The organism is Clostridium sp. UBA4395, from assembly GCF_002390995.1.
Taxonomy (GTDB): domain Bacteria; phylum Bacillota; class Clostridia; order Clostridiales; family Clostridiaceae; genus Clostridium_J; species Clostridium_J sulfidigenes.
On sequence record NZ_DGRF01000039.1, the window covers coordinates 1 to 25668 of the forward strand.

Annotated in this window: 25 protein-coding genes; 19 read left to right on the forward strand and 6 right to left on the reverse strand. The window is 28.4% G+C overall.

The window, feature by feature from the left end:
• Positions 1-20: 20 nt before the first annotated feature.
• Positions 21-680 (reverse strand): type II toxin-antitoxin system VapC family toxin, encoded by a 660-nt coding sequence (locus B2694_RS06130; protein WP_346884998.1) that lies wholly within the window; start codon positions 678-680, stop codon positions 21-23.
• Between the two features lie 546 nt (positions 681-1226).
• Between B2694_RS06130 and B2694_RS06135 the strand changes: the two genes are divergently transcribed.
• The 3 genes from B2694_RS06135 to B2694_RS06145 all read left to right on the forward strand — a co-directional run bounded on the left by B2694_RS06135 (position 1227) and on the right by B2694_RS06145 (position 4158).
• On the forward strand, positions 1227-1973 hold the full coding sequence (locus B2694_RS06135; RefSeq protein WP_346884999.1) for a tRNA1(Val) (adenine(37)-N6)-methyltransferase: 747 nt from the start codon (positions 1227-1229) through the stop codon (positions 1971-1973).
• 30 nt (positions 1974-2003) lie between these two features.
• Positions 2004-2846, forward strand: a complete 843-nt coding sequence (rsmI, locus tag B2694_RS06140; RefSeq protein WP_346885000.1) for a 16S rRNA (cytidine(1402)-2'-O)-methyltransferase — start codon at positions 2004-2006, stop codon at positions 2844-2846.
• Between the two features lie 184 nt (positions 2847-3030).
• Positions 3031-4158, forward strand: coding sequence for a C40 family peptidase (locus tag B2694_RS06145; protein ID WP_346885001.1), 1128 nt, complete (start codon positions 3031-3033; stop codon positions 4156-4158).
• 122 nt (positions 4159-4280) lie between these two features.
• On the opposite strand, the gene B2694_RS06150 is transcribed toward B2694_RS06145, so the two are convergent.
• Positions 4281-4526, reverse strand: coding sequence for an AbrB/MazE/SpoVT family DNA-binding domain-containing protein (locus B2694_RS06150; protein WP_035130802.1), 246 nt, complete (start codon positions 4524-4526; stop codon positions 4281-4283).
• A gap of 788 nt (positions 4527-5314) precedes the next feature.
• On the opposite strand from B2694_RS06150, the gene B2694_RS06155 reads away from it, so the two are divergent.
• The 12 genes from B2694_RS06155 (at position 5315) to B2694_RS06210 (ending at position 16158) form a co-directional block, all read left to right on the forward strand.
• Positions 5315-5878: a DUF1836 domain-containing protein gene (locus tag B2694_RS06155; protein WP_414632299.1), complete on the forward strand. Its 564-nt coding sequence runs from the start codon at positions 5315-5317 to the stop codon at positions 5876-5878.
• A 79-nt stretch (positions 5879-5957) separates the two neighbouring features.
• Positions 5958-6854, forward strand: coding sequence for an HD domain-containing protein (locus B2694_RS06160; RefSeq protein WP_346885003.1), 897 nt, complete (start codon positions 5958-5960; stop codon positions 6852-6854).
• Positions 6855-6971: 117 nt separating this feature from the next.
• Complete coding sequence (locus B2694_RS06165; protein ID WP_346885004.1) at positions 6972-8462, forward strand: methyl-accepting chemotaxis protein; 1491 nt, start codon at positions 6972-6974, stop codon at positions 8460-8462.
• Positions 8463-9340: 878 nt separating this feature from the next.
• Positions 9341-10264 (forward strand): aspartate carbamoyltransferase, encoded by a 924-nt coding sequence (gene pyrB, locus B2694_RS06170; protein ID WP_346885005.1) that lies wholly within the window; start codon positions 9341-9343, stop codon positions 10262-10264.
• Positions 10265-10285: 21 nt separating this feature from the next.
• Entirely contained in the window at positions 10286-10720 is a 435-nt protein-coding gene (locus tag B2694_RS06175; protein ID WP_150846193.1) for an aspartate carbamoyltransferase regulatory subunit, read from the forward strand.
• 22 nt (positions 10721-10742) lie between these two features.
• On the forward strand, positions 10743-11930 hold the full coding sequence (locus B2694_RS06180; protein WP_346885006.1) for a dihydroorotase: 1188 nt from the start codon (positions 10743-10745) through the stop codon (positions 11928-11930).
• Between the two features lie 19 nt (positions 11931-11949).
• Positions 11950-12825: an orotidine-5'-phosphate decarboxylase gene (gene pyrF, locus B2694_RS06185; RefSeq protein WP_346885007.1), complete on the forward strand. Its 876-nt coding sequence runs from the start codon at positions 11950-11952 to the stop codon at positions 12823-12825.
• Positions 12826-12897: 72 nt separating this feature from the next.
• The gene (locus B2694_RS06190; RefSeq protein WP_346885008.1) at positions 12898-13641 is read left to right on the forward strand and encodes a dihydroorotate dehydrogenase electron transfer subunit; all 744 of its coding nucleotides are present in this window, start codon (positions 12898-12900) and stop codon (positions 13639-13641) included.
• 10 nt (positions 13642-13651) lie between these two features.
• A complete protein-coding gene (locus B2694_RS06195) occupies positions 13652-14548 on the forward strand; it encodes a dihydroorotate dehydrogenase (RefSeq protein WP_346885009.1) in 897 nt (298 codons plus the stop codon).
• 12 nt (positions 14549-14560) lie between these two features.
• Positions 14561-15133, forward strand: coding sequence for an orotate phosphoribosyltransferase (pyrE, locus tag B2694_RS06200; RefSeq protein ID WP_346885010.1), 573 nt, complete (start codon positions 14561-14563; stop codon positions 15131-15133).
• Between the two features lie 186 nt (positions 15134-15319).
• Positions 15320-15541 (forward strand): hypothetical protein, encoded by a 222-nt coding sequence (locus B2694_RS06205; RefSeq protein WP_346885011.1) that lies wholly within the window; start codon positions 15320-15322, stop codon positions 15539-15541.
• A 128-nt stretch (positions 15542-15669) separates the two neighbouring features.
• Positions 15670-16158, forward strand: a complete 489-nt coding sequence (locus tag B2694_RS06210) for a YhcN/YlaJ family sporulation lipoprotein (RefSeq protein WP_346885012.1) — start codon at positions 15670-15672, stop codon at positions 16156-16158.
• 62 nt (positions 16159-16220) lie between these two features.
• Here B2694_RS06210 and ispF read toward each other — a convergent pair whose 3' ends face one another.
• Positions 16221-16694 carry a 2-C-methyl-D-erythritol 2,4-cyclodiphosphate synthase gene (gene ispF / locus B2694_RS06215; RefSeq protein ID WP_346885013.1) on the reverse strand — a complete coding sequence of 158 codons (474 nt, stop codon included), beginning with the start codon at positions 16692-16694 and terminating at the stop codon, positions 16221-16223.
• Between the two features lie 576 nt (positions 16695-17270).
• On the opposite strand from ispF, the gene B2694_RS06220 reads away from it, so the two are divergent.
• The gene (locus B2694_RS06220; protein WP_346885014.1) at positions 17271-17816 is read left to right on the forward strand and encodes a hypothetical protein; all 546 of its coding nucleotides are present in this window, start codon (positions 17271-17273) and stop codon (positions 17814-17816) included.
• Positions 17817-17897: 81 nt separating this feature from the next.
• Here B2694_RS06220 and rluF read toward each other — a convergent pair whose 3' ends face one another.
• Complete coding sequence (gene rluF / locus B2694_RS06225) at positions 17898-18623, reverse strand: 23S rRNA pseudouridine(2604) synthase RluF (RefSeq protein WP_346885015.1); 726 nt, start codon at positions 18621-18623, stop codon at positions 17898-17900.
• Between the two features lie 169 nt (positions 18624-18792).
• Between rluF and B2694_RS06230 the strand changes: the two genes are divergently transcribed.
• Positions 18793-19968 (forward strand): N-acetylglucosaminidase, encoded by a 1176-nt coding sequence (locus B2694_RS06230; protein WP_346885016.1) that lies wholly within the window; start codon positions 18793-18795, stop codon positions 19966-19968.
• Positions 19969-20031: 63 nt separating this feature from the next.
• Here B2694_RS06230 and B2694_RS06235 read toward each other — a convergent pair whose 3' ends face one another.
• Complete coding sequence (locus B2694_RS06235; protein WP_346885017.1) at positions 20032-20604, reverse strand: hypothetical protein; 573 nt, start codon at positions 20602-20604, stop codon at positions 20032-20034.
• 230 nt (positions 20605-20834) lie between these two features.
• Between B2694_RS06235 and B2694_RS06240 the strand changes: the two genes are divergently transcribed.
• The gene (locus B2694_RS06240) at positions 20835-22394 is read left to right on the forward strand and encodes a hypothetical protein (RefSeq protein WP_346885018.1); all 1560 of its coding nucleotides are present in this window, start codon (positions 20835-20837) and stop codon (positions 22392-22394) included.
• A gap of 118 nt (positions 22395-22512) precedes the next feature.
• Positions 22513-24078 carry a hypothetical protein gene (locus tag B2694_RS06245; RefSeq protein WP_346885019.1) on the forward strand — a complete coding sequence of 522 codons (1566 nt, stop codon included), beginning with the start codon at positions 22513-22515 and terminating at the stop codon, positions 24076-24078.
• Between the two features lie 98 nt (positions 24079-24176).
• On the opposite strand, the gene cls is transcribed toward B2694_RS06245, so the two are convergent.
• Positions 24177-25631 carry a cardiolipin synthase gene (gene cls / locus B2694_RS06250; protein ID WP_346885020.1) on the reverse strand — a complete coding sequence of 485 codons (1455 nt, stop codon included), beginning with the start codon at positions 25629-25631 and terminating at the stop codon, positions 24177-24179.
• Between the last annotated feature and the right edge of the window lie 37 nt (positions 25632-25668).

Sequence of the window (25668 nt, forward strand, 5' to 3'; positions counted from 1 at the left end):
TATCTATTTTGCGAAAGCCCCTATATTTTTAATATTTTAACAGAATCACAATTGGCATAAACAAAGTCACTATCTAGAGTTAATAAATAATGTATATTATGACATATACAAGTAGCTATATGTGTAGCATCATTTATAGACAATAGGTTTTTAATCATTATTTCTTTAGTCTTACTCATACAGAGCTTATTTATTTCAACATATTCGTATTTAACGGTGTTTTCAAGTTGATTGTGCATGGTTACAGCAGTCTTATAATAAATACTTAGCAGATCTCTTTTAGAACTGTTTTTAGATAGGTTATCAAAATACTTTTTATAGGGAATTTCTCTTAGCTTATCTATTCTTTTATCCTTTATAATTTTTCTGTCATATTTACTAAAGGATGATATAATTTGTTTTATATTTGTTTGAGAATTAAAGGCACTTTCTTTATCAATTTTGTGACGTATATCTATCATAAATATTTTATACATAATTTGATTTAAAACTTCAGCAGAAATTATATTTGTAACTAAAAGTTTGCAATGGTTATTGAGTAATATTCTGAATACTTCTATACATTCAGTATGTCTTATATCATCATCATAAACTAAACTTAACAAAAATGATGCATCTAACAATATAGAAGTACTTGATTGAAAATTTATTGATGAAAATGGGTAAAATAATATTTCCATAATGCAAACCTTTCTTAATTGATTATACTGAATGATTATTGTATTATATTAAATTAAACCATTAGTTATTACTGCTACTTAAGTAATAAGTTAAATATAATTGTATATTCCTATTGATACTGGTAATAATATTAACAGAGTTCTTAGCTTCTTCGAAGCTCTAGAAATCGTTATCCAGGGACGTAGCAGCTTTTTACTCCCACATTGAAGAAGATGGGCGTATTAGAGCTGGTAGTCATCGGATAAATGACAAATTAAATCATAAATATAAACCCTAAATGCAATATGTTTTATTTAGTATATATTATTTATAAAATACTAGAAAAAACATATTGCATCCCCCTATATTATAGTATGTAAAAATAAAAAGATTTCCCCTTGCTAGTTAAATATTTATAACTACTCAAGGGGATTTTGTAATTTTAAGAATAAATTTTTGGATAATTAGTAGTTATTTTATAGATATTATGGATAAGATGAAAAACATAGCAACTTATTATATAATAGGATATGTGTAATTTGGGTATTAGAAAGGAATTTTATATTATGAGTTTAATAAACATAGATGAAACGTTAGATGACTTACAATTAAAGGGTATTCATATCATACAAAAAAAAGAGGGATTTAGATTTGGAGTTGATGCAGTACTTTTAGCCAATTTTGCTAAGGTAAAAAAAAATGCAACTGTTATTGACTTGTGTAGTGGAACAGGAATAATTCCATTTATAATTAAAGGGAAGAGCCAATGTGGAGTAATAAAGGGTGTAGAGATACAAGGAGAATTTGCTGAAATGGCAAATAGAACTGCTATGTATAATAATTTTAGTGATGAGATTAAGTTCATAGAAGGGGATTTAAAGGATAAGGAACTTTTAAAATCATTAGGTAGAGTAGATATAGTTACTGTAAATCCACCGTATAAGTTGTATAGCTCTGGAATACTCAATGAGAGTGATAAGAATGCCATTGCTAGACATGAGGTATGCTGCACATTAGAAGATGTTATAATCGCAGCTAGGACGTTATTAAAGGATAATGGTAAATTTTTTATGGTACATAGACCAGATAGAATAGTAGATATATTTACTCTTATGAGAAAGTATAAAATAGAACCAAAGAGAATAAGATTTATTCATCCTAAACCAGGAAAGGCACCTAATATATTATTAGTAGAAGGACAAAGGGATGGGGGAGCATTCTTAAAAATAGAAGATCCATTATATGTACATATGGAGGATGATTCTTATTCAGAGGAAATTAAAGCAATGTATAATTCACAATGGTTAGATTAATAAGATAAAGAATAGAAGAGGTGAGTAAAAGTGAGTGGTAAATTATATTTAATACCTACTCCAATAGGAAATCTAAAAGATATAACTCTTAGGGCCCTTGAAACTTTAAAAAGTGTAGATATAATTGCATGTGAAGATACAAGACAGAGTTTAAAGCTTTTAAATCATTTTAACATAAGAAAAACATTGATAAGTTATCATAAACATAATGAGAATGGGAAAAGTGAGGATATAATAAATAGATTAATAGAAGGCAAAAATATAGCTATAATAAGCGATGCAGGAACTCCAGGAATTTCAGATCCAGGTGCTATTATAGTGAAAAGATGTATTGAAGAAAATATAGAATTTGAAGTGTATCCTGGAGCAACAGCAATTACTACTGCGCTAGTTTATTCTGGACTAAATACAGATAAATTTTTATTTGTAGGATTTTTATCTAGAGAAAATAAGGATAGAAAAGAGGTTATAGAGGGGTTAGCAGATAGGCAAGAAACTTTAATATTCTATGAGGCGCCGCACAGATTAGAATCCACTTTAAATTTCTTAAAAGATAACTTAGGTAATAGAAATATTGCAATATGCAAGGAGCTTACAAAGCTGCATGAAACTATATTAAGGGGAACATTAGAAGAGTGTATAGACCATTATAAAGAAAATAAACCAAAGGGTGAATATGTACTAGTGTTAGAAGGAAAAAGTGAGACTGAGATTATGGAAGAAATGAAGTCTAAGTGGGTAGATATGAGTATTGAGGATCATATAAAAGATTATATAAATAAAGGATTAAATAAAAAAGAAGCAATAAAAAAAGTTGCAAAGGAAAGAAACCTACACAAATCAGAGGTATATAAGTTTGGAATTCATATATAAGCAAAAGCATTTTGAAAAGTTTTTAAAATTAGAAGGAATATGATAATTTATATTGAATATATTTACTGTATATCTATTAAAAAATAGATGGTTGTCTCATTTTTTTTCTAAATTACTTGAGATAACAATCATTATAGTGTTATAATGGTAAGTGAGATTTATAAATGAGGGGGAGGGAATTTTTTTGAATAAGAAGAGTATATCATTAGTACTTGCTTTAGCATTGTCTATTTCTTGTGTTGGAACTAGTGCATTTGCAGATCCAAACAGTGATAGATCAACATATGAGCAAAAGTTGGAAGAAAATAAAAACAACTATAAAAGTGCTCAAGAGCAAGTCGATGAGATAGAAGCTTCAATACAGTCAGTAAATTCTCAGATGGAAGATATATCTATAGGTATAGAAGAGTTGAATGCTGAAATTCTTGAAGCAGAAGGCAAAATTGAAGAGAGCAACAAGAAGGTACAAGCTACTGAAAGTGATATAAAAGAACAAAATGAAATGTTTAGTGAGAGAATGAGAGCGATGTACATTAATGGTATGGATAGTTATGTTGAGGCGCTTTTAAACTCAAAGAGTATATCAGATTTCATGTGTAGATTAAATAACATAAATATAATGATAGGCTCTGATAAAGAAATTGTTAGTAGTTTAAATGAAAAAATAGAAACTATTGAAAAAGAGAAAAAAGTAGTTCAAGATGAAAAAGTAAAGCTAGATGCATTACAAGAAGAAAACAATAAAAAATTAGCTCAATTAGAAGAAAAAAGAGCAGAACATAAAAAGGCTTTAGCTAAAGCGGAAGCTAATAGAGACTTATTTGACGCAGCTGTGAAGGAAAATGAAGCTCAATTAGAAGAGACTAAGAGACAAATAACGCAGTATGTTAGTAATGGTAATACTAGTAGCTCTAATAGACCGAGTAGAGGAGGCAGTGGTGATTCAAATGTGATAGCACCTCCAAATGCTTCAGGAAGCTCTATAGTTGGCTATGCATATAAATTTTTAGGAGTTCCATACCAATGGGGTGGAAATGGTCCTAATACTTTTGATTGTTCAGGCTTAACTAGATATGTATATGCTGCCAATGGAATAAGTCTTCCTAGAGTAGCTCAGGATCAAATGAATGCAGGAACACCAGTATCTAATCCTCAACCAGGAGATTTGGTATTCTTTGGTTCAGGTGGATATGCATACCATGTTGGTATATATGTAGGTAATAATTCTTACCTTCATGCTCCTCAAGATAATGAGGTTGTAAAGATATCGCCTATGAGTAGACACGATTATATAGGTGCAAGAAGATATTAATTTCTTAAGATAAGATCAGTAATTTAATTGCTGGTCTTTTATTTTAGGTTGGGTAAATAGATTTATATAGTATATACGATATAAATAATAAAAACGTTACTTNNAAGTAACGTTTTTATTATTTATTGTTGATTCTTTAATTCATTTAGACATTTTTGACAGATGTTTTTAGATTTATAGTTAACCACATCACGAGCATCTCCACAGAAGATGCATGCAGGTTCATATTTCTTTAATATAACTTGCTCACCATCTACGTATATTTCAAGAGCATCCTTAACGTCAATATCTAAAGTCCTTCTCAATTCTACTGGGATAACTATTCTCCCTAACTCGTCTACTTTTCTTACAACACCAGTTGATTTCATAATAAATTCCTCCTATATTTTTGATTATGTAATCAAATAAAATTTAGTTAGCAGATATTATATTTAATACCATATAATAACTATAATACAAGAAAAATCATAAGTCAATAAAAAATGATAAAAAAAATATATTTATTACATTATATGCCATTAATATATAATCTATTATAGTAGTATTAATCACATAATAAGGAAAAGATGAATAATTTAACTTATAATTTAATATTTTAACATAAAGATGCTTATTTTTAATACTATTTTATTTAGTTTGTGAATTGATTCTACAAAAAATATCAAAATTTGAAGGAGGTGCAGTCATATTATTCAGTGTTCTAGACAGAAAATAAAAAATATTATGCACAACCCATCTGTGGATAATGTGGATAATATATAAAAACTTCTAAAGTTAATGGAATTATAGGAATTATCATGTATATATTAATCAACAGCTGATGTTGATATTATTTATAATAATATGTTAGTAAAATGTGATTATTGTTAATAATATTGATATGTGTTTATATTTGAATGAATAATTTATATTAATTTCATAATCTATGAATAAATAATTCGACTTTTATTTTATAAGATATTTGTAAATATACACATTATCTTTTATAATTAATATGAAGTAGTGTACAAAAATTTACATTATGATATATTTAACTAGTATTAAGGCGAGAATAAGTTAAATATTAAAAAGGTTATTAAAGTGAGGGATGAAAATGAATGATAGAGAAAGAGAAAATGGGAATATTTTTCAAGAGGTGGTATCTAAATTTTCGGAGATGATAGGTGAGAATACTGAAAAAAGTATAATACAGTATGATGAATTACCACAGTATGATTTATTCTTATCACAAGTTAAAGATTATCTTAACGATAAGTTTAAGCACGATAAATTTACTAATAGCATACTTCAAAATTATATAAAGAGCGAAGTTATTTCTAAACCGGAAGATGGTAAAAAAAGAGGATATACTAAACTGCATTTAGCTCAATTGGTTTTATTAGGATATATGAGGCCGATTTTGACAACAGATGAAATAAAAAGTGTATTTAGATTAGCTTTTAATGATATAAATAATAGAGAGGATGATATTCTTTCATGGGAAGATACCTTTAAATTATTTAGTGATTTACAGCAAAAGAATATAGAATTATTTTTTAGTGGAGAAGAGAAGGATTTAGAAGAAATAATTAGAAGACACTTGGAAAAGTATGAGTTTAATAATGAAGATAAAGAAAGAATATTAATATTCTTATTAGTTATGATTTTAGTAGCTCATGCAAGTAATATAAAAAAACTAGTTACTACGTTAGTTGAAGAATTTGGAGATAAATATAAGTAAAATATTATATGGATCAAAGAATAAAAATATCTTCTTATGAAAAGATACATAATAGATGGCTTTATAAGGAGATGAGGTTATGAAATCAATATATTTGATTCAAGTAGCTAATAGTACTAATAAGGATTTAGTAGAATTGTTACTTATGGTTAAAGATAAAAAAATATATAAAGATGAGATAATGTATACCCTAGGAGATATTACAGGCGAATTAAGGCTTAAAGTTAAAAATAATTACAATAAAGTATTAAATATAGGTGATGTAGTAAATGTTAGTATAAAAGATAATAGTATAGTGAAGCTAGATTTATCAAAATCTAGTTATAATTTAAATGATTTTATGAACTGTGTAAAAAGAGATGTAAAATTTATATTAGATGAATTAGAAGAAATGACAACTCAACAATTTAAATGTGAAGAGGTTATGTCTTTAGATAAATATTTTTTTGGTAATAAGAGTTTTATAAATATTTTTTCTCAAGGAATTGGAGGGGTAGAACACCATACATATATAGGTGGGCTTGCAGAACACACTCTTAATGTAACCTATTGGGCAAAGAAACTTTCATATAGGTATAATTGTAGATATAAGGAAATTGCTATATTAGCAGCAAAACTTCATGATATTGGAAAGATATATGAATATTCGTCAATTGGAAGGTTTAAAACAACCATTAGAGGTGAAATGGAAGGTCATATAGTTATAGGTATAACTATGATAGAAGAAGCATTTAAAAATAATCCTGGATTTTATAGTGAGGACTTTAAAAATCGAATTAAAGGATGCATTGTTCAACATCATGGAAAACCGGAGTATGGATCTCCTAAAGGACCAAATACAGAAGAGGCTTTTATAGTGCATTATGCAGATTATCTTGATGCTACTATGAATAAGGTATCAAAGGTAAAAGATAAAACAATACATGATACATGGTCGGATTATGAAAAAAAGATAGAAACTAAATTATTTATATAAAACCATAAAGCGAATTACTTAGGTAGTTTGTTTTATGGTTTTATTTTCAAAATATATATTAAGATGTATATACAATGGTACGATAATTCAATCAAGTAAAAATATGGGGGGATTATTATGGGGAAAAATGAACATAAAGATAACTATAACAATTATGTTACTAAAGTAAATAAATTAATGTTAATTGTATTTTTGAGCATTATGTTTGTTACAGTAGCAGGTTCAGTTCTACAAGTTTATAGGGGAGATAGAAGGACTGGATTTGCAATATATAATATATTAGTAGCAGGTATAGCCTATGGTATAGCCATATTCTTATATATGAAAAACTCATCAAATAACATAATGAGATGGGTTTTGGCTACAGGATTTTTATTAGTAGATACATATATATTACTCACATCATCCTGTGCATCTGCTTTTGCAGCTGGATTTCCATTTATACTAAGTTTAGTTTTATACTTGGATTTAAAATTAATAACTACTGTTGGTGGAATAAATTTAATATCTATACTAATATATGCATATATGCAGGTAAAGTTAGGAAATAGCGCTGAGTTAAGTGGGATTTTAGGTACTACTATAATGTTTTTGCCAACGCTTGTAATAGTTACGCAATTTATTTCTAAAATGAATAAAGATATAAATAAAAATGTAGAAGAATTAAATGAAAATAGTAAGATACAACAAAAGATGTTAATAGATTTATCCAATGTATATACTGTAGTTAAAGAAAAATCTAATGAGCTTAGAGGAATTGTTTCTTTAATAGGTCAAAGTACAGAAATTGTAAATTCATCTATAGATGAAATAGCAATAGGGGCAACTAATACTAGCAAAGAAATTGAGAGTCAGACTAATTTAGTAAATAATATAAAGCATGAAATAACAGAGACTGAAGAGGTAACTACTGTTGTTAAACAATCCTCTGAGGAAGCTGATGAGGTAATAGACAATGGAATAAAAATTGTTCATGAATTATCTAAGAAAAGTGAATATATTATGAGCAAAAATAAAAAGGTTAGTGACATTATGAAGGAACTAGCTGAAAAATCATCTAATATTGCGGAAATAACTAATGTTATATCATCTATTTCAGAGCAAACTAATCTTCTAGCACTAAATGCCGCAATTGAAGCAGCTAGGGTTGGTGAAAGTGGAAAAGGATTTGCAGTGGTAGCAGATGAAATAAAGAAATTAGCAGCTGAGAGTAAAAATAACTCACTAGAGATAGGAAATATACTGAAGTCTCTAGAAGAAGATACTAATGTATCAGTTTTAGAGGTAGAAGAATTAGTTCATGCTAATGATGAACAACAACAATTGGTTAAAGATACAAATAAAGCATTTTCAACTATTCAGAAAAATGTATCTACAGTAAAAGAGGAAATGATAGGTGTGGTTTCTAAGGTATCTGCAATTTTAGATAGCAGTGAAAAAATTCATGATAATATTACAAATCTATCGGGTATAGCCCAAGAAACCATGGCAAGTTCGGAAGAAACTTCAACCATATCTCATGAAAATCTAAATAATTCTAAGGAATTAGAAAATATAGCAGCAGTGTTAAATAGTTCAATAGAGGAAATAAGTAAGTACTTCAAATAAATAAAGTTTTTAGTCATTGGGATTAACATATTAAAAAAATAATGCACTCTTCATTTTAAAGAGTGCATTATTTTTTATATTTTAGCTACAAGAACTTTCACCTATAGCTTTAGATATTACTCTAAAAGTTTTTCCAAAGAATGTTTTTTTGTAAGAAACAATACAATCTTCAAAAATATATTCTTCATCTTTATCAACTGCAAAAGTTATTCCATTAACAGTTTCTACATTATCATTTGATTTTTGTTCATCCAGAACAACGCTTAGGTTAGGGCCACCTCAACCAAAACCTGCAATAGCTAGTCTAACAACAGATTTGCCTTGTTTGCTTAAATTTTCTAAAAGTGCATCTTTAGTTTCGTTATCAAAAGTTATTTTCATTTTAATATCCTCCTTTTAATTTGCTTTTATTTAGTATACCATGTGGTTTTACATTTATGCTGATAAATATTTGATAAGCTTGGTATTTACTTCTTAAGATAAACTAGGGTAAAAATTATACTGTTTATATAATTTATAATACAATATTTATATAGAAAGATATGTGATTTAATCACATAAATAAGCTAAATTAAAAAATTTAGTATTATGATAAACTATATTGACATTACAGTTTATTTAAAGTAAAATAAAAATAGTAAAAATTTAATAAAGAATCCTTTTAAAAACGGTACAGAGATGCCGGCAAGGGAAGATAATATTTTGGTATGAATACATTTGTAATATGATAAAATTTACAATAATATATTCATATACAAAGTTGTATTTACAGATATTTATAGCTTTCCTTGTTGAGGAAAGCTTTTTTTTATTGAATTTTATAAGTAAATCTTAATACCTTTAAATTATCCCAGAGAGGCTAAAAAGGAGTGTTTTATATGTTAAAAGGAAGAAATTTAATCGAACCAATGGACCTTACTTTAGAAGAATTAGACGAAATATTTGACCTAGCAGATGAAATAATAAAAGATCCAAGGAAATTTATACATGATTGTGATGGGTACTTGCTTACTACATTATTTTATGAGCCAAGTACTAGAACTAGATTTAGTTTTGAAGCTGCTATGAATAGATTAGGCGGAAGTGTAATCGGATTTTCAGAACCAAATGCTAGTTCAGTAGCTAAGGGAGAAAGTATTGCAGATACCATAAGAACTGTTGCATGCTATGCAGACATTGCTGTAATGAGACATCCTAAAGAAGGAGCACCACAGGTTGCAGCACAATATAGTGATATTCCCGTAGTAAATGCAGGGGATGGTGGACACCAACATCCAACTCAAACCTTAACTGATTTACTAACCATAAGAACTCTAAAGGGAAGACTAAATAATTTAACAATAGGTTGTTGTGGAGATTTAAAATTTGGAAGAACAGTACATTCGTTAATAAAAGCTTTAAGTAGATATGAAAACAACAAGTTCGTACTAATTTCACCTGAAGAATTAGAAATACCAGAGTATATAAAGAAAGAAGTCCTTAAAAAGAAAAACATAGAGTTCAAGCAAGTTAGAACTATGGAAGAAGCTATGAAGGAAATAGATATTTTATATATGACAAGGGTACAAAGAGAAAGATTTTTTAATGAAGAAGACTATATAAAACTTAAAGATACTTATATATTAGATAATGAAAAAATGAATCTTGCGAAAGAAGATATGATAGTACTTCACCCATTACCAAGAGTAAATGAGATAGCATATGAAGTAGATAGTGATAATAGAGCTGTGTACTTTAAGCAAGCTAAGTATGGAATGTATGTGAGAATGGCATTAATACTAAAACTATTAGGAATTTACTAAGGTATATAAGGAGGAAGTAATATGTTAACTATAAATAGTATAAAAAACGGATTGGTAATAGATCATATAAAAGCTGGAGAAGGAATAAAAATATTTAACTTCTTAAACTTAGATAAAGCTGATTTTACTGTAGCTCTTATAATGAATGCTAATAGTGATAAGTGTGGGAAAAAAGATATAATAAAAATAGAAACTAGAATAGATATTGATTTTGAAATATTAGGAGTAATAGATCCAAATATAACTATAGATATAATAGAAAATGAAGAAATTAAGGAAAAAATTAAGCTTACACTTCCTGAAAAGGTTGAAAATGTTATTAAATGTAAGAACCCTAGATGCGTTACATCTATAGAACCTAACATAAAGCATATACATTACTTAGTAGATGAAGAAACAAAAGAATATAGATGTCATTACTGTGATGATTTACAAAAGGTAACTTCATTATATTAATAGATAGGATTGGAGAATACTTATGGAAATTTGCATAAAGAATGGTACAGTAGTTGACTGGAGTGGAACCTTTGTTGGAGATGTCTATATAAAGGACGGAGTAATTTGTGAGCTAGGAAGAAATCTCATAAAGGATTGTAAAACTATAGATGCAACAGGAAAGATAGTAATGCCTGGCTTTGTAGATTTACATGTGCATTTTAGGGATCCGGGACTTACACATAAGGAAGATATACAATCAGGTTCTCATGCTGCAGTTAAAGGTGGATATGTAATGGTAAACCTTATGGCAAATACAAATCCAGTATGTAGCACTATGGATACAGTTAATTATGTTATAAATAGGGGTAAGGAAGTAGGACTTATAGATATTAATCAAGTTATATCTATAACTAATGAGTTTAGTGGAGATGACATAAGCCATTTAGATAAGCTAAAAAAAGGTGATATAAAAGTAATATCAGAAGATGGAAAAGATGTTATGCACAGCGAAGTTATGTTAAATGCTATGATTAAGGCTAAAGAGAAGGATATAACTGTTATGTGCCATTGTGAGAATCATAATCTATCTGATATAGATATGAGACTGGCAGAAAATACTATGACTTGGAGAAATATAACTTTAGCAAAACATGCAGGGTGTAAAGTTCACTTTTCCCATGTAAGTACCAAAGAATCTATGGAATATATCATTAAAGCAAAGGAAAAAGGTCATAAAGTTACTTGTGAAGTATCTCCCCATCATATAGCTTTAACAAATGATGTAGAGTATAGAGTAAATCCACCTCTTAGAGAAAAGGAAGATATGGAATATTTAATCCAATCTATAAAAGGTGGATATGTGGATAGCATTGCTACAGATCATGCACCTCATACTGAAGAGGATAAGAAAAAAGGAGCTCCAGGAATATCAGGAATAGAAACAGCCTTTGGAGTTTCTTATACAAAGCTTGTAAGGTCAGGTCATATAGATTTAAGTAAGCTAAGCGAAATCATGAGTAAGAGACCTAGTGAAATACTAGGAGTTAATAAGGGTCAAATAGATATAGGTTATGATGGAGATTTAGTAATACTAGATTTAGAAAAAGAATATGAGATACGTAAGGAAGAATTTTTATCAAAAGGTAAAAATACTCCATTTAATGGTATGAAAATATATGGAGAAGTTATAACTACCATAAAAGGTGGTAAAGTTGTTTATAAAAAATAGAAAAGTGAGGGAGTATCATATGATTATAGATAGACTATTCGATATAATTGCAAAAAAAGGACATGTATGTGTGGGACTAGATACAGATATATCATATATACCAGAAAGTTTTATGAAGAAATTTGAAAACATAGGTGATGCAATTTTCGAATTTAATAAAGCTATAATAGATGAAACTATAGACCATGTAGCTTGCTATAAGCCACAAATAGCATATTATGAAGCATATGGATTGGAAGGATTAAGAGCTTATTCTAATACATTAAAGTATATAAGGGAAAAGGGAGCAATATCTATAGGAGATATAAAAAGAGGCGATATTGCTAAAACGGCTGAAATGTATGCTAAAGCACATTTTGCAGGAGAATTTGAAGCTGATTTTATAACGCTAAGTCCATATATGGGATTAGATAGTATAGATCCATACTTACCTTATATTGAAAATAGTGAAAAAGGAGTTTTTGTACTGATAAGAACTTCAAACAAGGGTAGCAAGGATATTCAATATATAGAAACTAAGTGCGGTAGAAAAGTATTTAATGTAGTAGGGGAAACTATAAATAATTTAGGTAAAAATTATATAGGTAAGTGTGGGTATAGTTCTATAGGTGGGGTTATAGGATGTACCCATGTAGATGAAGGTATAGAAATAAGAAATTCTTTAGACAGTACATTCTTTTTAATACCAGGATATGGTGCTCAAGGTGGAAAAGCAGAAGATGTAGCCCTTTATCTTAAGGATGGAAATGGAGGAGTTGTTAACTCTTCAAGGGGTATAATGCTTGCATATAAAGGAAAACTAGATGGTGAAGAAAACTTTGCTAAGTATGCAAAAGAAGAGGCAATTAGAATGAAAAATGAAATTCTAACAGCTATAGGAAATCTAAAAAAATAAATTTAATTACAGTTCATGCCATACAACTTTATTGTATGGCATTATATTAGAATAAATTATTAGGAGATTAGAATGAAAAAAGATAATTATGAATACAAAGTTTGTAAAGTAATAGAGAATAAAGAAGTTGCTAAAGGAATATTTAAATTATCTATAGAGGGGAAGTTTCGAGGAGAATCTGGACAGTTTTATATGCTAAGAGCCTGGGAAAAGGAACCTATATTATGGAGACCTATTAGTATTCATAATATAACATCAAATTCTATAGAATTCCTATATCAGCTAGTTGGAGAAGGAACAAAATTATTAAGTTATCTTATACAAGGACAAGAGGTTAAGGTTATGGGTCCGTTAGGAAATGGCTTTGACGTAGAAGAGATAAAAGGCAAGGTTGCAGTAGTATCAGGAGGAATTGGAGTTGCTCCAATGAGATACCTGGTAGATAACATAAAGGATTCGGAAGTTCATATATTTGCTGGCTTTAGAGATGAAGTTTATGGGTTAGAAGAAATAAGTGAGTTAGATTTATCAGTAAAGGTGTCTACAGAAGATGGTAGTGTTGGACATAAAGGATATGTAACGGAACTATTTAATCCTAAAGACTATGACTTAGTTTTATGCTGTGGGCCAGAGGTTATGATGTATAGAGTAATTAATATGTGCAAGGAAGTGGATACAAAGATATATGTATCAGAAGAAAAGAAGATGGCTTGTGGAGTAGGAGCTTGTCTTGGTTGTACATGTAAAACAGTTAGTGGAAATAAAAGAACATGTAAAGATGGTCCTGTATTTAATGGATTAGATTTAGAGTTTTAAAGGAGAAATTATGCTTAAGGTAAATATTTGTAATAAGGAATTCAAGAATCCAATAATGACAGCATCAGGTACTTTTGGCTTTGGTGAAGAGTATAGCAAGTTTTATGATATAGCAAAACTTGGAGGAATTTGTAGTAAGGGCTTAACATTAAATCCAAGACAAGGTAATGATGGAGTAAGAATCAAAGAAACAACAGGTGGAATGCTTAATAGTGTAGGACTTCAAAACCCAGGAGTAGAAAACTTTATAAAAGATGAACTTCCAAAGATGAAAGAATATAACACTAATATAATAGCTAATGTTGGTGGAGCTACAGTAGAAGAATATATAAGTATAATCGAGAAGTTAAACCAGATTGATGTGGATATCATAGAGCTTAACATTTCATGCCCTAATGTAAAACATGGTGGTATGGCTCTAGGAATAAAATCAAAGGTTGCCTATGAGGCAGTAAAAGAAGTGAAGAAGGTATGTAAAAAACCATTGATGGTAAAGTTATCTCCTAATGCAGAAAATATAGTAGAGATGGCGCTTAGTTGTGAAGAGGCGGGAGCTGATGCACTATCATTAATAAATACTTTTCAAGGAATGTCTATAGACTACAAAAAACGAAAGGCTGTATTTGATAATATCTATGCAGGATTCTCGGGACCAGCAGTAAAGCCTATGGCTTTAAGAATGGTTCATCAAGTATGTAAGGCATGTAAGGTTCCAGTAGTTGGTCTTGGCGGTATTACAAATTGGGAAGATGCTATAGAGTTTATAATGGCAGGAGCTACAGGGATTCAAATAGGTACAGCTAATTTTATAAATCCTTTTGCACCATTAGAAATTATAAAAGGAATAGAAGACTTTTTAATAAAAGAAAATATTAAAGATATTAGTAAAATTAGAGGAATAGTATAGGAGGAAAATATTATGGAAAATAAAATTGTAGATACATTAGTTCAGTGTGAGGCATTATTAGAAGGGCATTTCTTGCTATCATCAGGTAAACATAGTAATAGATACTGTCAATGTGCAAAATTACTACAGTATCCAGATAAGGCAGCGCAAGTATTGGAAGTAGTTGCAAACAAGGTTAAAGAATTAGATGTAGATATGTTAGTAGGTCCTGCTATGGGAGGAATAATAGTTGCTTATGAGTTAGCAAGACAACTAGGAAAGCCAGGGATATTTACTGAAAGAAAAGACGGTGTAATGACATTAACAAGAGGCTTTGAAATTAAGCAAGGACAAAGAGTTTTAATTACAGAAGACGTAGTTACAACAGGAAAATCTACTATGGAAGTTGTAGAAGTACTAAGAGGTTTAGGTGTAGAAGTTGTAGGTGTATGTTGTATAGTTGATAGGAGAGTTGAAAATTGTGCTTTAACTCTTCCGGTTTATAGTGCATGTAAGTTGGAAATAGAAAGCTTTGATAAGGAAGAATGCCCACTATGTAAAAAAGATATACCTTATGTAAAACCAGGTAGCAGAAACATTAAATAATTGAATAATTAACCAAGCTTTAATAGAGTTCACCTTACTTATAGATTTTATATAGGGAGGTGAATTTTTTTATAAGATATGGTGCAAATAAATTTTATATTATAACTAATGATTATAGTCATAAATTATATAATAGGATAATATTATATATCATTAATTAACAACTGGTGTAAGGAGAATGTAAATATGATTAATGATGTTCCTAGTATTATATATGATAAAAATAAAAATCCTCTTAGAGTTATAAAATCATCAAGAGTATTCTTTAAGAAACATGGAAGAGTTGGATATGTATTTCATGTTGAAAGGGAGGAAAGAATAACAAGTATAAGTGAATTTGACTTAGTTGAAAACAATGGGAAATTTGTTGTTACGAAAGATATATTTGAGAATTCAGATACGATGTAAAAGGTGGAGATATAATTTACAATAGGAATATACTTATGCTTATAAGCCAAACTATATATAGTTATTTATTATTAATTCTATAGATTATAGAAACTAAATTAATATAATTATATATAGGAGGATATAAAATGAAAGGAAAGATAAATGATATATTATTATTTATTGTAGTATTATTAATTATTGTAACGGTGGTACTAATGGGATGTAATAGTAATAGTAAAAAAAGTGATACTGTGGGAGCCGGTCCTACTGTTGAAGATATGAGTGATGAACCTATAGATAAAGAAGTAGAAATTAGAAATGCTATATCCACCTGTGAGAGAATTATGGCAGACATTGAAGAAATTCCACAAATACAATCTTCGGTAACTTATATAAACCATGAATCTGTATTAGTTGCATTAAAGTTAAAGGATAACTACAATAATATATCTCCGGAACTACGAATGGAAGTTGAAAAAAAAGTTAAGGACATCTATTCTAATGCTAAAACCATAGCTATAAGTGATGACGAATATGTATATGATTCAATAGCCAAATTGTTGAAGTCTTTTAAGGAGAATAAGCCATTTGAAGAATTTAAGAAAGACTTAGAAGAGATAATAGAGAATATGTAATAAACATTTTAAAAAGTCCAAGGTTGAATTTAAATAACCTTGGACTTGTATTTTTATATATCTTATATTTTACTTATTAAACATATAGATTGAGAGGAAATTCCTTCTTCAATACCAGTAAAACCAAGACCTTCTTCAGTAGTAGCCTTTACATTAATTTGATCTATAGAAATCCTTAATGCTTCACTAATATTTTCTCTCATGGATGTAATATAAGGAGACATTTTAGGACGCTGTGCAATTATTGTTGCATCTATGTTTTCTATTTTATAATTATTTTTACTTAATAACTCTCTAACTTCATTAAGAAGTTTAATACTAGAAATGCCTTTAAATTCAGCATCTGTATCAGGAAAGTGCTTTCCTATATCACCAAGTGCTGCAGCACCTAGTAAACTATCCATAATTGCATGAATAAGAACATCAGCATCTGAATGACCTAAAAGCCCAAGTGTATGTGGTATTTTAACTCCACCAATAATTAAATCTCTATTAGGAACTAACTTATGTACATCATATCCTAAACCAATTCGCATATATAAACCTCCAATAAATAATAAATAATATATCAACTTAAGTTTAACACAGTTTAATCATTAGTATCTATTAGAAAGATAAAAAAGTTTAAGTGTGTAACATCTAATTTCCCTAGTAAAGATGTATAATTAAAAAGTTATAAACATGTTATTCACATTAGTGTGGATAATGTTGATAAAATTTCACGTGTTTATAAGGTATATATGGAGTCTAGAAGAGAAATTATAGAATTATAAGATGAAAATCTATGTATTAACATTGAATTCACTAAGTTATAAACAGGATAGTTGTGGATAATGTTAATAACATGGACAAGTTGATGGTTTAACAGTATATAAGGTTATTCTATGTAGTATCGACAAAATTTTATTAACAATGTATGTTAATAAAATAATATGTAGAAATTTAGTATTGAAAATATTACAAAATATGATATAATTTTATATGGATTTACAAAGAGTAGAAATACTCTTAATATTTTGTATCAGCTATGTAAATGTATACAAAATATTATATACTATTTGGTATATCATTTACTAAGTATTAAATTTATTTAGAAATATGGAGGATTTAAAATGAAAAGAATAATTGCATTAGTATTAACAGCAACAATAGGTTTAGCATTAGTAGGATGTGGAACAAAAACTAATACTTCAGAGGATTCATCAGCTAAAACTACTGAGCAAGCTTCTACTGAAGATAGTAAAGAAAAAGAAAGCACAGAAGTACCAGAGGTTACTTATGAAAGCTTTGAATCACTATTAAATAGTTTTGCTAACAAAGAATATTATTATAATGAAGCAAACACTTTAAAATTACTTACTGATGAAGATGAAGCTGCATATGTAAAAAAGGCAGAAACTGCTCTTGATAAAGTATTAACTGATGAAAAAATAGACAAATCAAAGGCAAAAATATATCAATATTACAGAAATGTAAACGGCAAAAAAGATCAAGTTGCATATGTAATTACTTATGAAGATAATAATACTGCAGAGAAAATATATGAAGTTTATTCAGATGTATCTGATGATTTTGAAATAACTTTTAAAGAAGTGAAAGAAAATAGTGACATAATTGCGCATAAACAGTTTGCAGAATTATTTAAAGGTGAATTTTAATTAAAGCAAAAAATAAAAAAGAAGGAGATAGAATAAATATCTTCTTCTTTTTTATTTTTTTACTTATATTTGAGTTTCAATTTAAATAGTACCTATTGAATCTTTAGTAAGATTAATGATTGTGGACATTTCTTCAGAGCTTAGATAACGCCATTTCCCCGTAGGAAGATTACTTAAGGACACATTCATAATTCTAATACGTTTAAGACTAGTTACTTTGAACCCTAAGTATTCGCACATTCTTCTAATTTGTCTATTTAGACCTTGGGTTAAAATTATATTAAAAGTACATTTGCCAATTTTTCTAACTTTGCATTGCTTTGTCACAGTACCAAGTATAGGAATTCCATTTTCCATTGAATTAATAAATTCTTTTGTAATAGGTTTATCAACAGAAACTACATATTCTTTTTCATGATTATTTCCTGCACGTAATATTTTATTTACCATATCTCCATCATTAGTTAAAAATATTAATCCCTCAGAGGGTTTATCGAGACGTCCTATAGGGAATATTCTTTCGTGATAGTTAACAAAGTCAATTATATTTCCCTTAACATGAGCTTCTGTTGTGCAAGTAATCCCTACAGGTTTATTAAGGGCTATATATACTTTATTTGACTTAGGTTTAATAGTTTTTCCATCAACTACTACAGTATCAGTAGGACTAACTCTTGTTCCAAGGGTAGCTAAGATACCATTTACATATACTTTATCAGATTCAATAAACTTATCTGCTTCTCTTCTGGAGCAAATTCCACTTTCGCTTATGTACTTATTAAGTCTAAGTAAGTTTTTATTATCCATATAGTTATATCACCACCTAGCATAAGACTTAATGAATGTTAGTTATTATATAATTACTTACATTCACTTTAAATTTATTGTATAATTATAGCATAATATCAATGTTATTAGTATTATACAATATGACAGATATTATATAAATAAAATTTTAGAGGATATGGGGGGAACTATGAATAATAAAGTAGTAAAGAAGATTTCTAGTATTTTAATAGTAATTATAATGTGTATGACGCCATTGGCATTAACTGGAAGTGCATTTGCAGCAGTAAATATACAGGATTTAAACCATCAAATAAATATACCAACAGATAAAACTTGGACAATAAAGCTTAGTAATAGACTACATACAAACTTAATAAATAACCTTAGTACTTATGTAAAAGTTTTTTCACCTAATGGTGGTGAATTAAAGGTAGGTTTAAGCTACAATGCAACTAACAAGGCTATAAAAATAACACCGCCTTCTGGAGGATATAGTACAAGCACTACCTATAGTATAATTGTAAAATCTGGCTTATATGATAGTGAAGGAAAATATATTGAATTACCTGCAGTAAAGGAATTTTCTACAGTGACATCAAACCATAACGTATCCACATTAGGTACAATGTCTACTTATTCAGTAGGAACTACAGTAGATAATTTTGCAAATATCCAATATAATAAGAAACCACCAATATTTAGGGCTTTATATACTGGGGATGCAAGAAAAACAGATATAGTACAGTATTTAGAACCAAGTAGATATAAAAATGATAAAAATGGTATATATATGTTTATGAAACTAAACTTTATACAAGATATAAGTGTAAGTACGCTAAATAGTGTATTGGTGGGTAAAGGCACATTATCTAATATGGGACAGGCATTTTACGATGCTTGTAAAACCAACGATGTAAATCAAGCCTATGCAGTGGCACATGCAATATTAGAGACTGGAAATGGTACATCTACATTGGCAAAAGGAGTAGACTATAAAAAAGAAGATGGAACTATTGTTAAGGTTTATAATTTTTTTGGAATTTGTGCTTTTGATAATTCACCAGTAAGTTCTGGAGCAGAAGCAGCCTATAAAAATGGGTGGACTTCACCAGAAGCTGCTATTAAAGGTGGTATTAAGTGGATTGCTGAAAATTATATACATTCAGATAAAAATGCAAAGAACCCTAGAACAGCTCAAGATACTATATATGAAATGAGATGGAATGTTCATAATTACAATAGTCCATGGCATCAATATGCTACAGATATTGTATGGGCATATAAACAAGTAACTAATATTAAATTAATAATGGACAAGCATCCTAATGTTAAACCACAATTTGAAATACCAGTGTATAAATAATAAGTATAGTATAAAACCCTAGTCATAAATTGACTAGGGTTTTAAAATTATAAAATCAATATATTAGTCAATATTAAGATCATTATCATTTCTATTAATTATAACTTTATAATTATATTTTTTAGCATATTTCTTAAAATTATCAAAATTAAGAGGCTCTCTTTTATTATCCTTAGTTATATATATATATATACTGCCAGGTGAATATTCATCACACTTCGGGATTAATTCCTCTTTTAATGCTGAGTCAAATAAAAGATTTAAGCCTAAATTTAGTTCGTTTCCTTTTAGTGAACTTAAACTTTCCAATCCTAAAGTAGACCCGCTAGAATCTGTAATTTTAACTATCCTGTTTCTATTTACACCTATTTTGATATTGGAATCTAAAGAGAGGATTATATTAGCTCTAGGTGAAAAGAAGATAAAATAAATACAACTTAATACTAATGTACAAATAGATATTAGTATTATAAATACTTTTATAAGATTTGACCTATCTACATATACAGTACCATCATAAATATTACCTTTAATAGGAGCTTTATCATTTCGCTCTAATGTAACAAATTCTTTATTATTTGTTACTATATAAACTTTATCATCATCAAAATTAATTACTTTACCAGATTTTCGCATATAAATACCTTTCACTAATTAAATTTATTTACAACATAAGTATATTTTACAATACAATTTTAAAATATAAAAGTAAAAGTAATCATCATCATAAGAAAATATTTTATTACAAAAAAATATTATATTAGCTAATATTTGCAAAAAGTGTTTGAATATTCAGTATACCGAGAGTATAATTTATACTAATAGATAAAAAAGGGGAATTATTAAGACCTTGGGGGAGAGTTAATATGAATAAAAAAAGGATATTATTATTAAGTATAATAATGGGATTTTTAATAATTGTAATTGGTAGTTATTTAAACAACTACAATTTATTAAAACAGCCACCGTCAGAAAAATGGAGTAAAGAAGTAAAAATTGGAAGTGGGTTAGGAAAGAATACACCAGTAATCATAAAAGAAGAAAATCGTTTATTAGTAGCATATGAGGACACTAAAAAGATTAAAGTATGTGAAACAGATTTAAATGGAAAAGAAATTAAAACTAAAGAATATGCTGTAGAAGAAGAATTACTTAAGAATTTAATATTTACCAAAACTGATAAAGGATATACTTTGATTTATAATTCTAATAAATTAAGCATAGATTATTTAGAAAAGTTAGTTTTAGATGAAGAGTTAAATTTGGTAAAAAGAGAAATAGAAGAAGGAATTACATTTACTGAACAAATTGATAGTAAAAATATAGTTTTAGCCTATAAAGATAAAATTAAGTTAGTAAACACAGTATCAAATGAAAATATAGAAGTGCCAGTAGAAAACTTAAGTATGCTTACTGCTAATAAAAGTAAAGATGAACTTTTAATATGTTACTTAGAAAAGGAGAAATTATTTAAAGGACTTACAGTTAAAGGTCGAAAGGTATCAAAGCCATTTCTTATCAAAGAGATGATTAAAACTGACAAAATTACTTATGGAGCAATGTCATTGTCTTCAGATGCAGAAAATGGATATTTGCTTGTTGAGAAATATGATAGAAATGAATACTTTGCTACAGAAGTAATGGAGTTTCCTATAAGTGGAGGAGAGGGTCAGGTTAGTAAGCTTGCGGTTGATAAATCCAGTTACGTTATAAATACTAAAGGAGCCTATTCAGAAAATGGTGCAAGATTTTATGCCACCATGGGAGTGCCTTTTGGTAAAAAGGAATTTCAAAAAGCTATAGTTTCCTTTGAAATAAAAAATGGTGAAATTTCAAGTTCAGAGAAGATAACTAGACTAAGAGAATTATGTATTCATCCATATAATGATGAAGAATATATAGCATTTCTTAGTTTTGAGAAGGATGGATTATATAGTGTTAATATAGCATCTAGTAATGAGAGTTTTAAGGATGCAAATAATGGACCTCGTAGAGATGAAAGATTGAGATCTCTTGGGTATTTAGTAGAAGGTTTTATGTATAGTGTATCTTATATTATAATAATAGGATTTAGATGGATAGTTCCTGGTTTAGTTATAGCAGGAGCAGTATCTTTTATGGATTACAAATTTGATGATAAAAAGAAAAGGTATATGTATATCATACTAGCTACTATTGTTGTAGTAATGAAAATATGTACTATAAATAAAGCTTTTTATGTGCAATATTCACATATGTTACCTACTATTTTAGCTCCATCATTTGTAGGCATATTGATAAACTCCTTAATTGGACTAGTTGTATATGGATATGGATATATGGTCTATACAGATGATTTTGAGAGCATATTTCTAGGTAAGTTTAGTATATTCATGTTAATTGATGCATTGTTTACATTAATGATATTTGTACCTCTTATAATATAATAATAAAGTTTAATTAGAATTTAAAAAGAGATTATTTCTTATAATTAATTGAAATAATCTCTTAAAGTTATATAAAACATATGCATAATAATAATAAATAGTTTAAGGAGATATATAAATGAAAAAGAAAAAAATGCTTTTAATTTTCCTTATTATTGTGACGTGTATATTAATACTTATTGGAAACTATAAGAATAACTATAATTTAGAAATACAACCACCATCTAAAACATGGAGTAAGGAAGTAAATATAGCAACTGCAACAACGAAAAATGCTCCAGTAATTTTGAAAGAAGAGAATAGAATACTTGTAGCATATGATAATAATAAAAATCTTAATATTGTTGAAACCAATACTGTAGGAGAAGTTTTGAATAATAAACAATATGAAGTTAATGAAGAATTAATAAACAATGTATTACTCGCTAAAAGTGTAGATGGGTATATACTAATGCTTAACTCCATAGAAGATTGTGAGGGATACTTATTAAAGGTATATATAGATAAAGATTTAAATGAGGTTAGTAGAGAAAATATTAAAGGAATAAATAGTACTTATCAATTAGATAATAACAATATAGTAGTTGCTTACAAAGATAAACTTGAGATAATAAATACAGTAGAAGATAAAATGATATCTATTCCAGCAAAAAATACAGACATGATTTCAGCCAGTAAGAATAAAGATGGTTTTCTAATATGTTACATGGAAGACAACTCATATATTAAAGCAATTACATTTAATGAAGATAGGGTTTCAGAACCTATATTAGTGGAAGAAATAGCTAAGAATAATAGAGTTACTTATAAGAATATGTCCTGTTCTTCAGATAGAGAAAATGGATATACAATGTTTGAGCAATATGTTAAAGGTGAACTTCACTCTTGTAGGTTATTCGAGTTTCCTATAGCTGGAGGTGAGGTTAAGGAAAGTAAACCAAGAATTAATGAATCAAATGAACTAATAAATGCTATAGGAACTTACTGTGACGAAGAAGGTGGGAAGTTCTTTTCTACAATAGATAACTCTTATGGGAAGAAAGAGGAAAGAAGAGGAATAGCATCCTTTGTTGTAAAGGATGGTAAGATAAATAAAGTTGAGCCAGTTACAAGAACAAGAGGAGTATGCATTAATCCTTATGTAAACGAGGATTATATTAGTTACTTAAGTTTTAGAGATGAAGATTTATATGATGTTGTCATAGCATCAACAGATGAAGGATTTAAGGCTGTAAATAATTTACCAAGAGAGTCAGAGAAGAAAAGTGCACTTACTTATACTATTGAGGGACTGATGAATAGCTTTGTATCTATAATAATTGTTGGATTCCCATGGATAGCAATAGGGTTAGTTTTAAGTGGAGCAGTTACATTCCTAGACTATAAGATGTCTAATAAGCAAAAGAAGATTGCATATATAATAGTAGCTATAATAACAACTTGTGCAAAGACCTTTTTCATAATAAAAATGTTCTATGTTAAATATGTATATATGTTACCACCGGCTATAGCCCCTATTTATGTTGGTATTGTCTTATGTATATTAATAGCAGTTATAACATATAGTTATGGATACTGTACTTATACAAGTGAATTTGAGGGAATATTTATATCAAAATTTGTTTTAAGTTTATTAATTGATGCATTATTAACTTTGATGATATATGCTCCATTAATAATATAAAAATTTAAACCGTCATATCTATTTTAAACTTCTAATAGTTATAGATATGACGGTTTATTTAATAATCACAGTACTTTTGTTATACTCAATAAAATGATCTATAGAATAGGAGATAGTAGTCTAGATATAGCTTCCTTGAATTTAATTATTAGAGATCTATTAGAATAATGTTCAGGAGTGAGTAAAGTACTTTGCAATATATCTGATTCAAAGGCTTTATCAACCTCAGAAGTAGTTATTGTACCATATATTATGGCATTAACTTCAAAATTTAGATTAAAACTACGTATATCCATATTAGCAGTTCCTATAGTACACATTTTACCATCTATTGATACCATTTTGCTATGAATAAATCCATTGTCATAGGTGTAGCATTTAGCACCACATTCTACAAGTTCCCAAATATAGGACTTAGATGCCCAATAAATAAATGGATGATCTGGCTTACATGGTATTATAATTTTAACATCTACACCAGATAGGCATGCTATTTTAAGAGCTGTTAAGATACTTTCATCTGGAATAAAATATGGAGTCTCAATATAGATGGAATTTTCAGCTTTGCTTATTAGTTTAAGGTAAGTATTTCTTATACTACACCACTCAGAATCAGGTCCGCTAGAAATTATTTGAACAGCTGTATTATCTATGTATGGTTTTCTAGGAAAATACCTTTCTTCCATGAAAAAGTCTTTTTTGCTCGCAAAACGCCAATCCATCAAAAATCTGACTTCTAGATAATTTACAGAGTCACCTTGAAGATGAAGATGAGTATCTCTCCAAAAGCCAAATTTCTTAGATAGGCCTAAATATTCATCTCCTACGTTTAAACCTCCAACAAAACCATGTTCTCCATCTACAACACATATTTTCCTGTGATTTCTATAGTTTATTCTAACATTTATATAAGGTATAAAAGGTGGAAAAAAGCAATACACTTCTCCACCGGCTTTTACCAGTGGATCAAAAAAATGCTTTTTATTATGAATGCAACCCATACCATCGTAAAGTAGTTTAACTTCAATACCTTCCTTTGCTTTCTCTACTAATAGATTAAGTATTTCAGTGCCTAGGTTATCATCATTAAAGATATAGTACTGAATATGAATAAAATTTTTGGCATTCTTTATACAGTCTATCATGATAGGAAATTTTTCATTTCCATTATTAAGAATATCTACTTTATTGTTATTAGTAACAATAAAATTATCACTATATAGATTTAAATTTATTACATCATGATATTCTTTTAATAGAGAGTTATTATTAACTATAGCTTTGTCGTTGAGAAGACGCTTCTGATCTTCAGAGAATTGCATAAGAACAGATTCTTCTTCCTTTTTTAGAACAAAGAACTTTTTGCGACGAAGATTTTGACCAAAGAATAAATACATTATAAAACCAATAAATGGTATAAACAACATTATCATAAGCCATGTCCAAGTATTACTAGTATTTCTCTTTTCAAATATAATTACAACTATAGCAAAAGCAATATTTACAACAAAAATAAGGTTTATAATATTTAATAAAACAGTATAATTATCCATAAAAACTCCTTATTATAATATAATAATTAAATTTTAG

What these genes read in the sequence shown, in the direction of transcription:
- B2694_RS06220 (WP_346885014.1), top strand. Translation starts at nt 17,271, where the DNA reads ATGAAAAGAATAATTGCATTAGTATTAACAGCAACAATAGGTTTAGCA.
- B2694_RS06210 (WP_346885012.1), top strand. Translation starts at nt 15,670, where the DNA reads ATGAAAGGAAAGATAAATGATATATTATTATTTATTGTAGTATTATTA.
- pyrE (WP_346885010.1), top strand. Translation starts at nt 14,561, where the DNA reads ATGGAAAATAAAATTGTAGATACATTAGTTCAGTGTGAGGCATTATTA.
- B2694_RS06240 (WP_346885018.1), top strand. Translation starts at nt 20,835, where the DNA reads ATGAATAAAAAAAGGATATTATTATTAAGTATAATAATGGGATTTTTA.
- pyrF (WP_346885007.1), top strand. Translation starts at nt 11,950, where the DNA reads ATGATTATAGATAGACTATTCGATATAATTGCAAAAAAAGGACATGTA.
- cls (WP_346885020.1), bottom strand. Translation starts at nt 25,631, where the DNA reads ATGGATAATTATACTGTTTTATTAAATATTATAAACCTTATTTTTGTT.
- B2694_RS06190 (WP_346885008.1), top strand. Translation starts at nt 12,898, where the DNA reads ATGAAAAAAGATAATTATGAATACAAAGTTTGTAAAGTAATAGAGAAT.
- B2694_RS06150 (WP_035130802.1), bottom strand. Translation starts at nt 4,526, where the DNA reads ATGAAATCAACTGGTGTTGTAAGAAAAGTAGACGAGTTAGGGAGAATA.
- B2694_RS06205 (WP_346885011.1), top strand. Translation starts at nt 15,320, where the DNA reads ATGATTAATGATGTTCCTAGTATTATATATGATAAAAATAAAAATCCT.
- B2694_RS06135 (WP_346884999.1), top strand. Translation starts at nt 1,227, where the DNA reads ATGAGTTTAATAAACATAGATGAAACGTTAGATGACTTACAATTAAAG.
- B2694_RS06230 (WP_346885016.1), top strand. Translation starts at nt 18,793, where the DNA reads ATGAATAATAAAGTAGTAAAGAAGATTTCTAGTATTTTAATAGTAATT.
- B2694_RS06160 (WP_346885003.1), top strand. Translation starts at nt 5,958, where the DNA reads ATGAAATCAATATATTTGATTCAAGTAGCTAATAGTACTAATAAGGAT.
- rluF (WP_346885015.1), bottom strand. Translation starts at nt 18,623, where the DNA reads ATGGATAATAAAAACTTACTTAGACTTAATAAGTACATAAGCGAAAGT.
- B2694_RS06195 (WP_346885009.1), top strand. Translation starts at nt 13,652, where the DNA reads ATGCTTAAGGTAAATATTTGTAATAAGGAATTCAAGAATCCAATAATG.
- B2694_RS06175 (WP_150846193.1), top strand. Translation starts at nt 10,286, where the DNA reads ATGTTAACTATAAATAGTATAAAAAACGGATTGGTAATAGATCATATA.
- B2694_RS06165 (WP_346885004.1), top strand. Translation starts at nt 6,972, where the DNA reads ATGGGGAAAAATGAACATAAAGATAACTATAACAATTATGTTACTAAA.
- B2694_RS06180 (WP_346885006.1), top strand. Translation starts at nt 10,743, where the DNA reads ATGGAAATTTGCATAAAGAATGGTACAGTAGTTGACTGGAGTGGAACC.
- B2694_RS06245 (WP_346885019.1), top strand. Translation starts at nt 22,513, where the DNA reads ATGAAAAAGAAAAAAATGCTTTTAATTTTCCTTATTATTGTGACGTGT.
- B2694_RS06130 (WP_346884998.1), bottom strand. Translation starts at nt 680, where the DNA reads ATGGAAATATTATTTTACCCATTTTCATCAATAAATTTTCAATCAAGT.
- B2694_RS06155 (WP_414632299.1), top strand. Translation starts at nt 5,315, where the DNA reads ATGATAGGTGAGAATACTGAAAAAAGTATAATACAGTATGATGAATTA.
- pyrB (WP_346885005.1), top strand. Translation starts at nt 9,341, where the DNA reads ATGTTAAAAGGAAGAAATTTAATCGAACCAATGGACCTTACTTTAGAA.
- ispF (WP_346885013.1), bottom strand. Translation starts at nt 16,694, where the DNA reads ATGCGAATTGGTTTAGGATATGATGTACATAAGTTAGTTCCTAATAGA.
- B2694_RS06235 (WP_346885017.1), bottom strand. Translation starts at nt 20,604, where the DNA reads ATGCGAAAATCTGGTAAAGTAATTAATTTTGATGATGATAAAGTTTAT.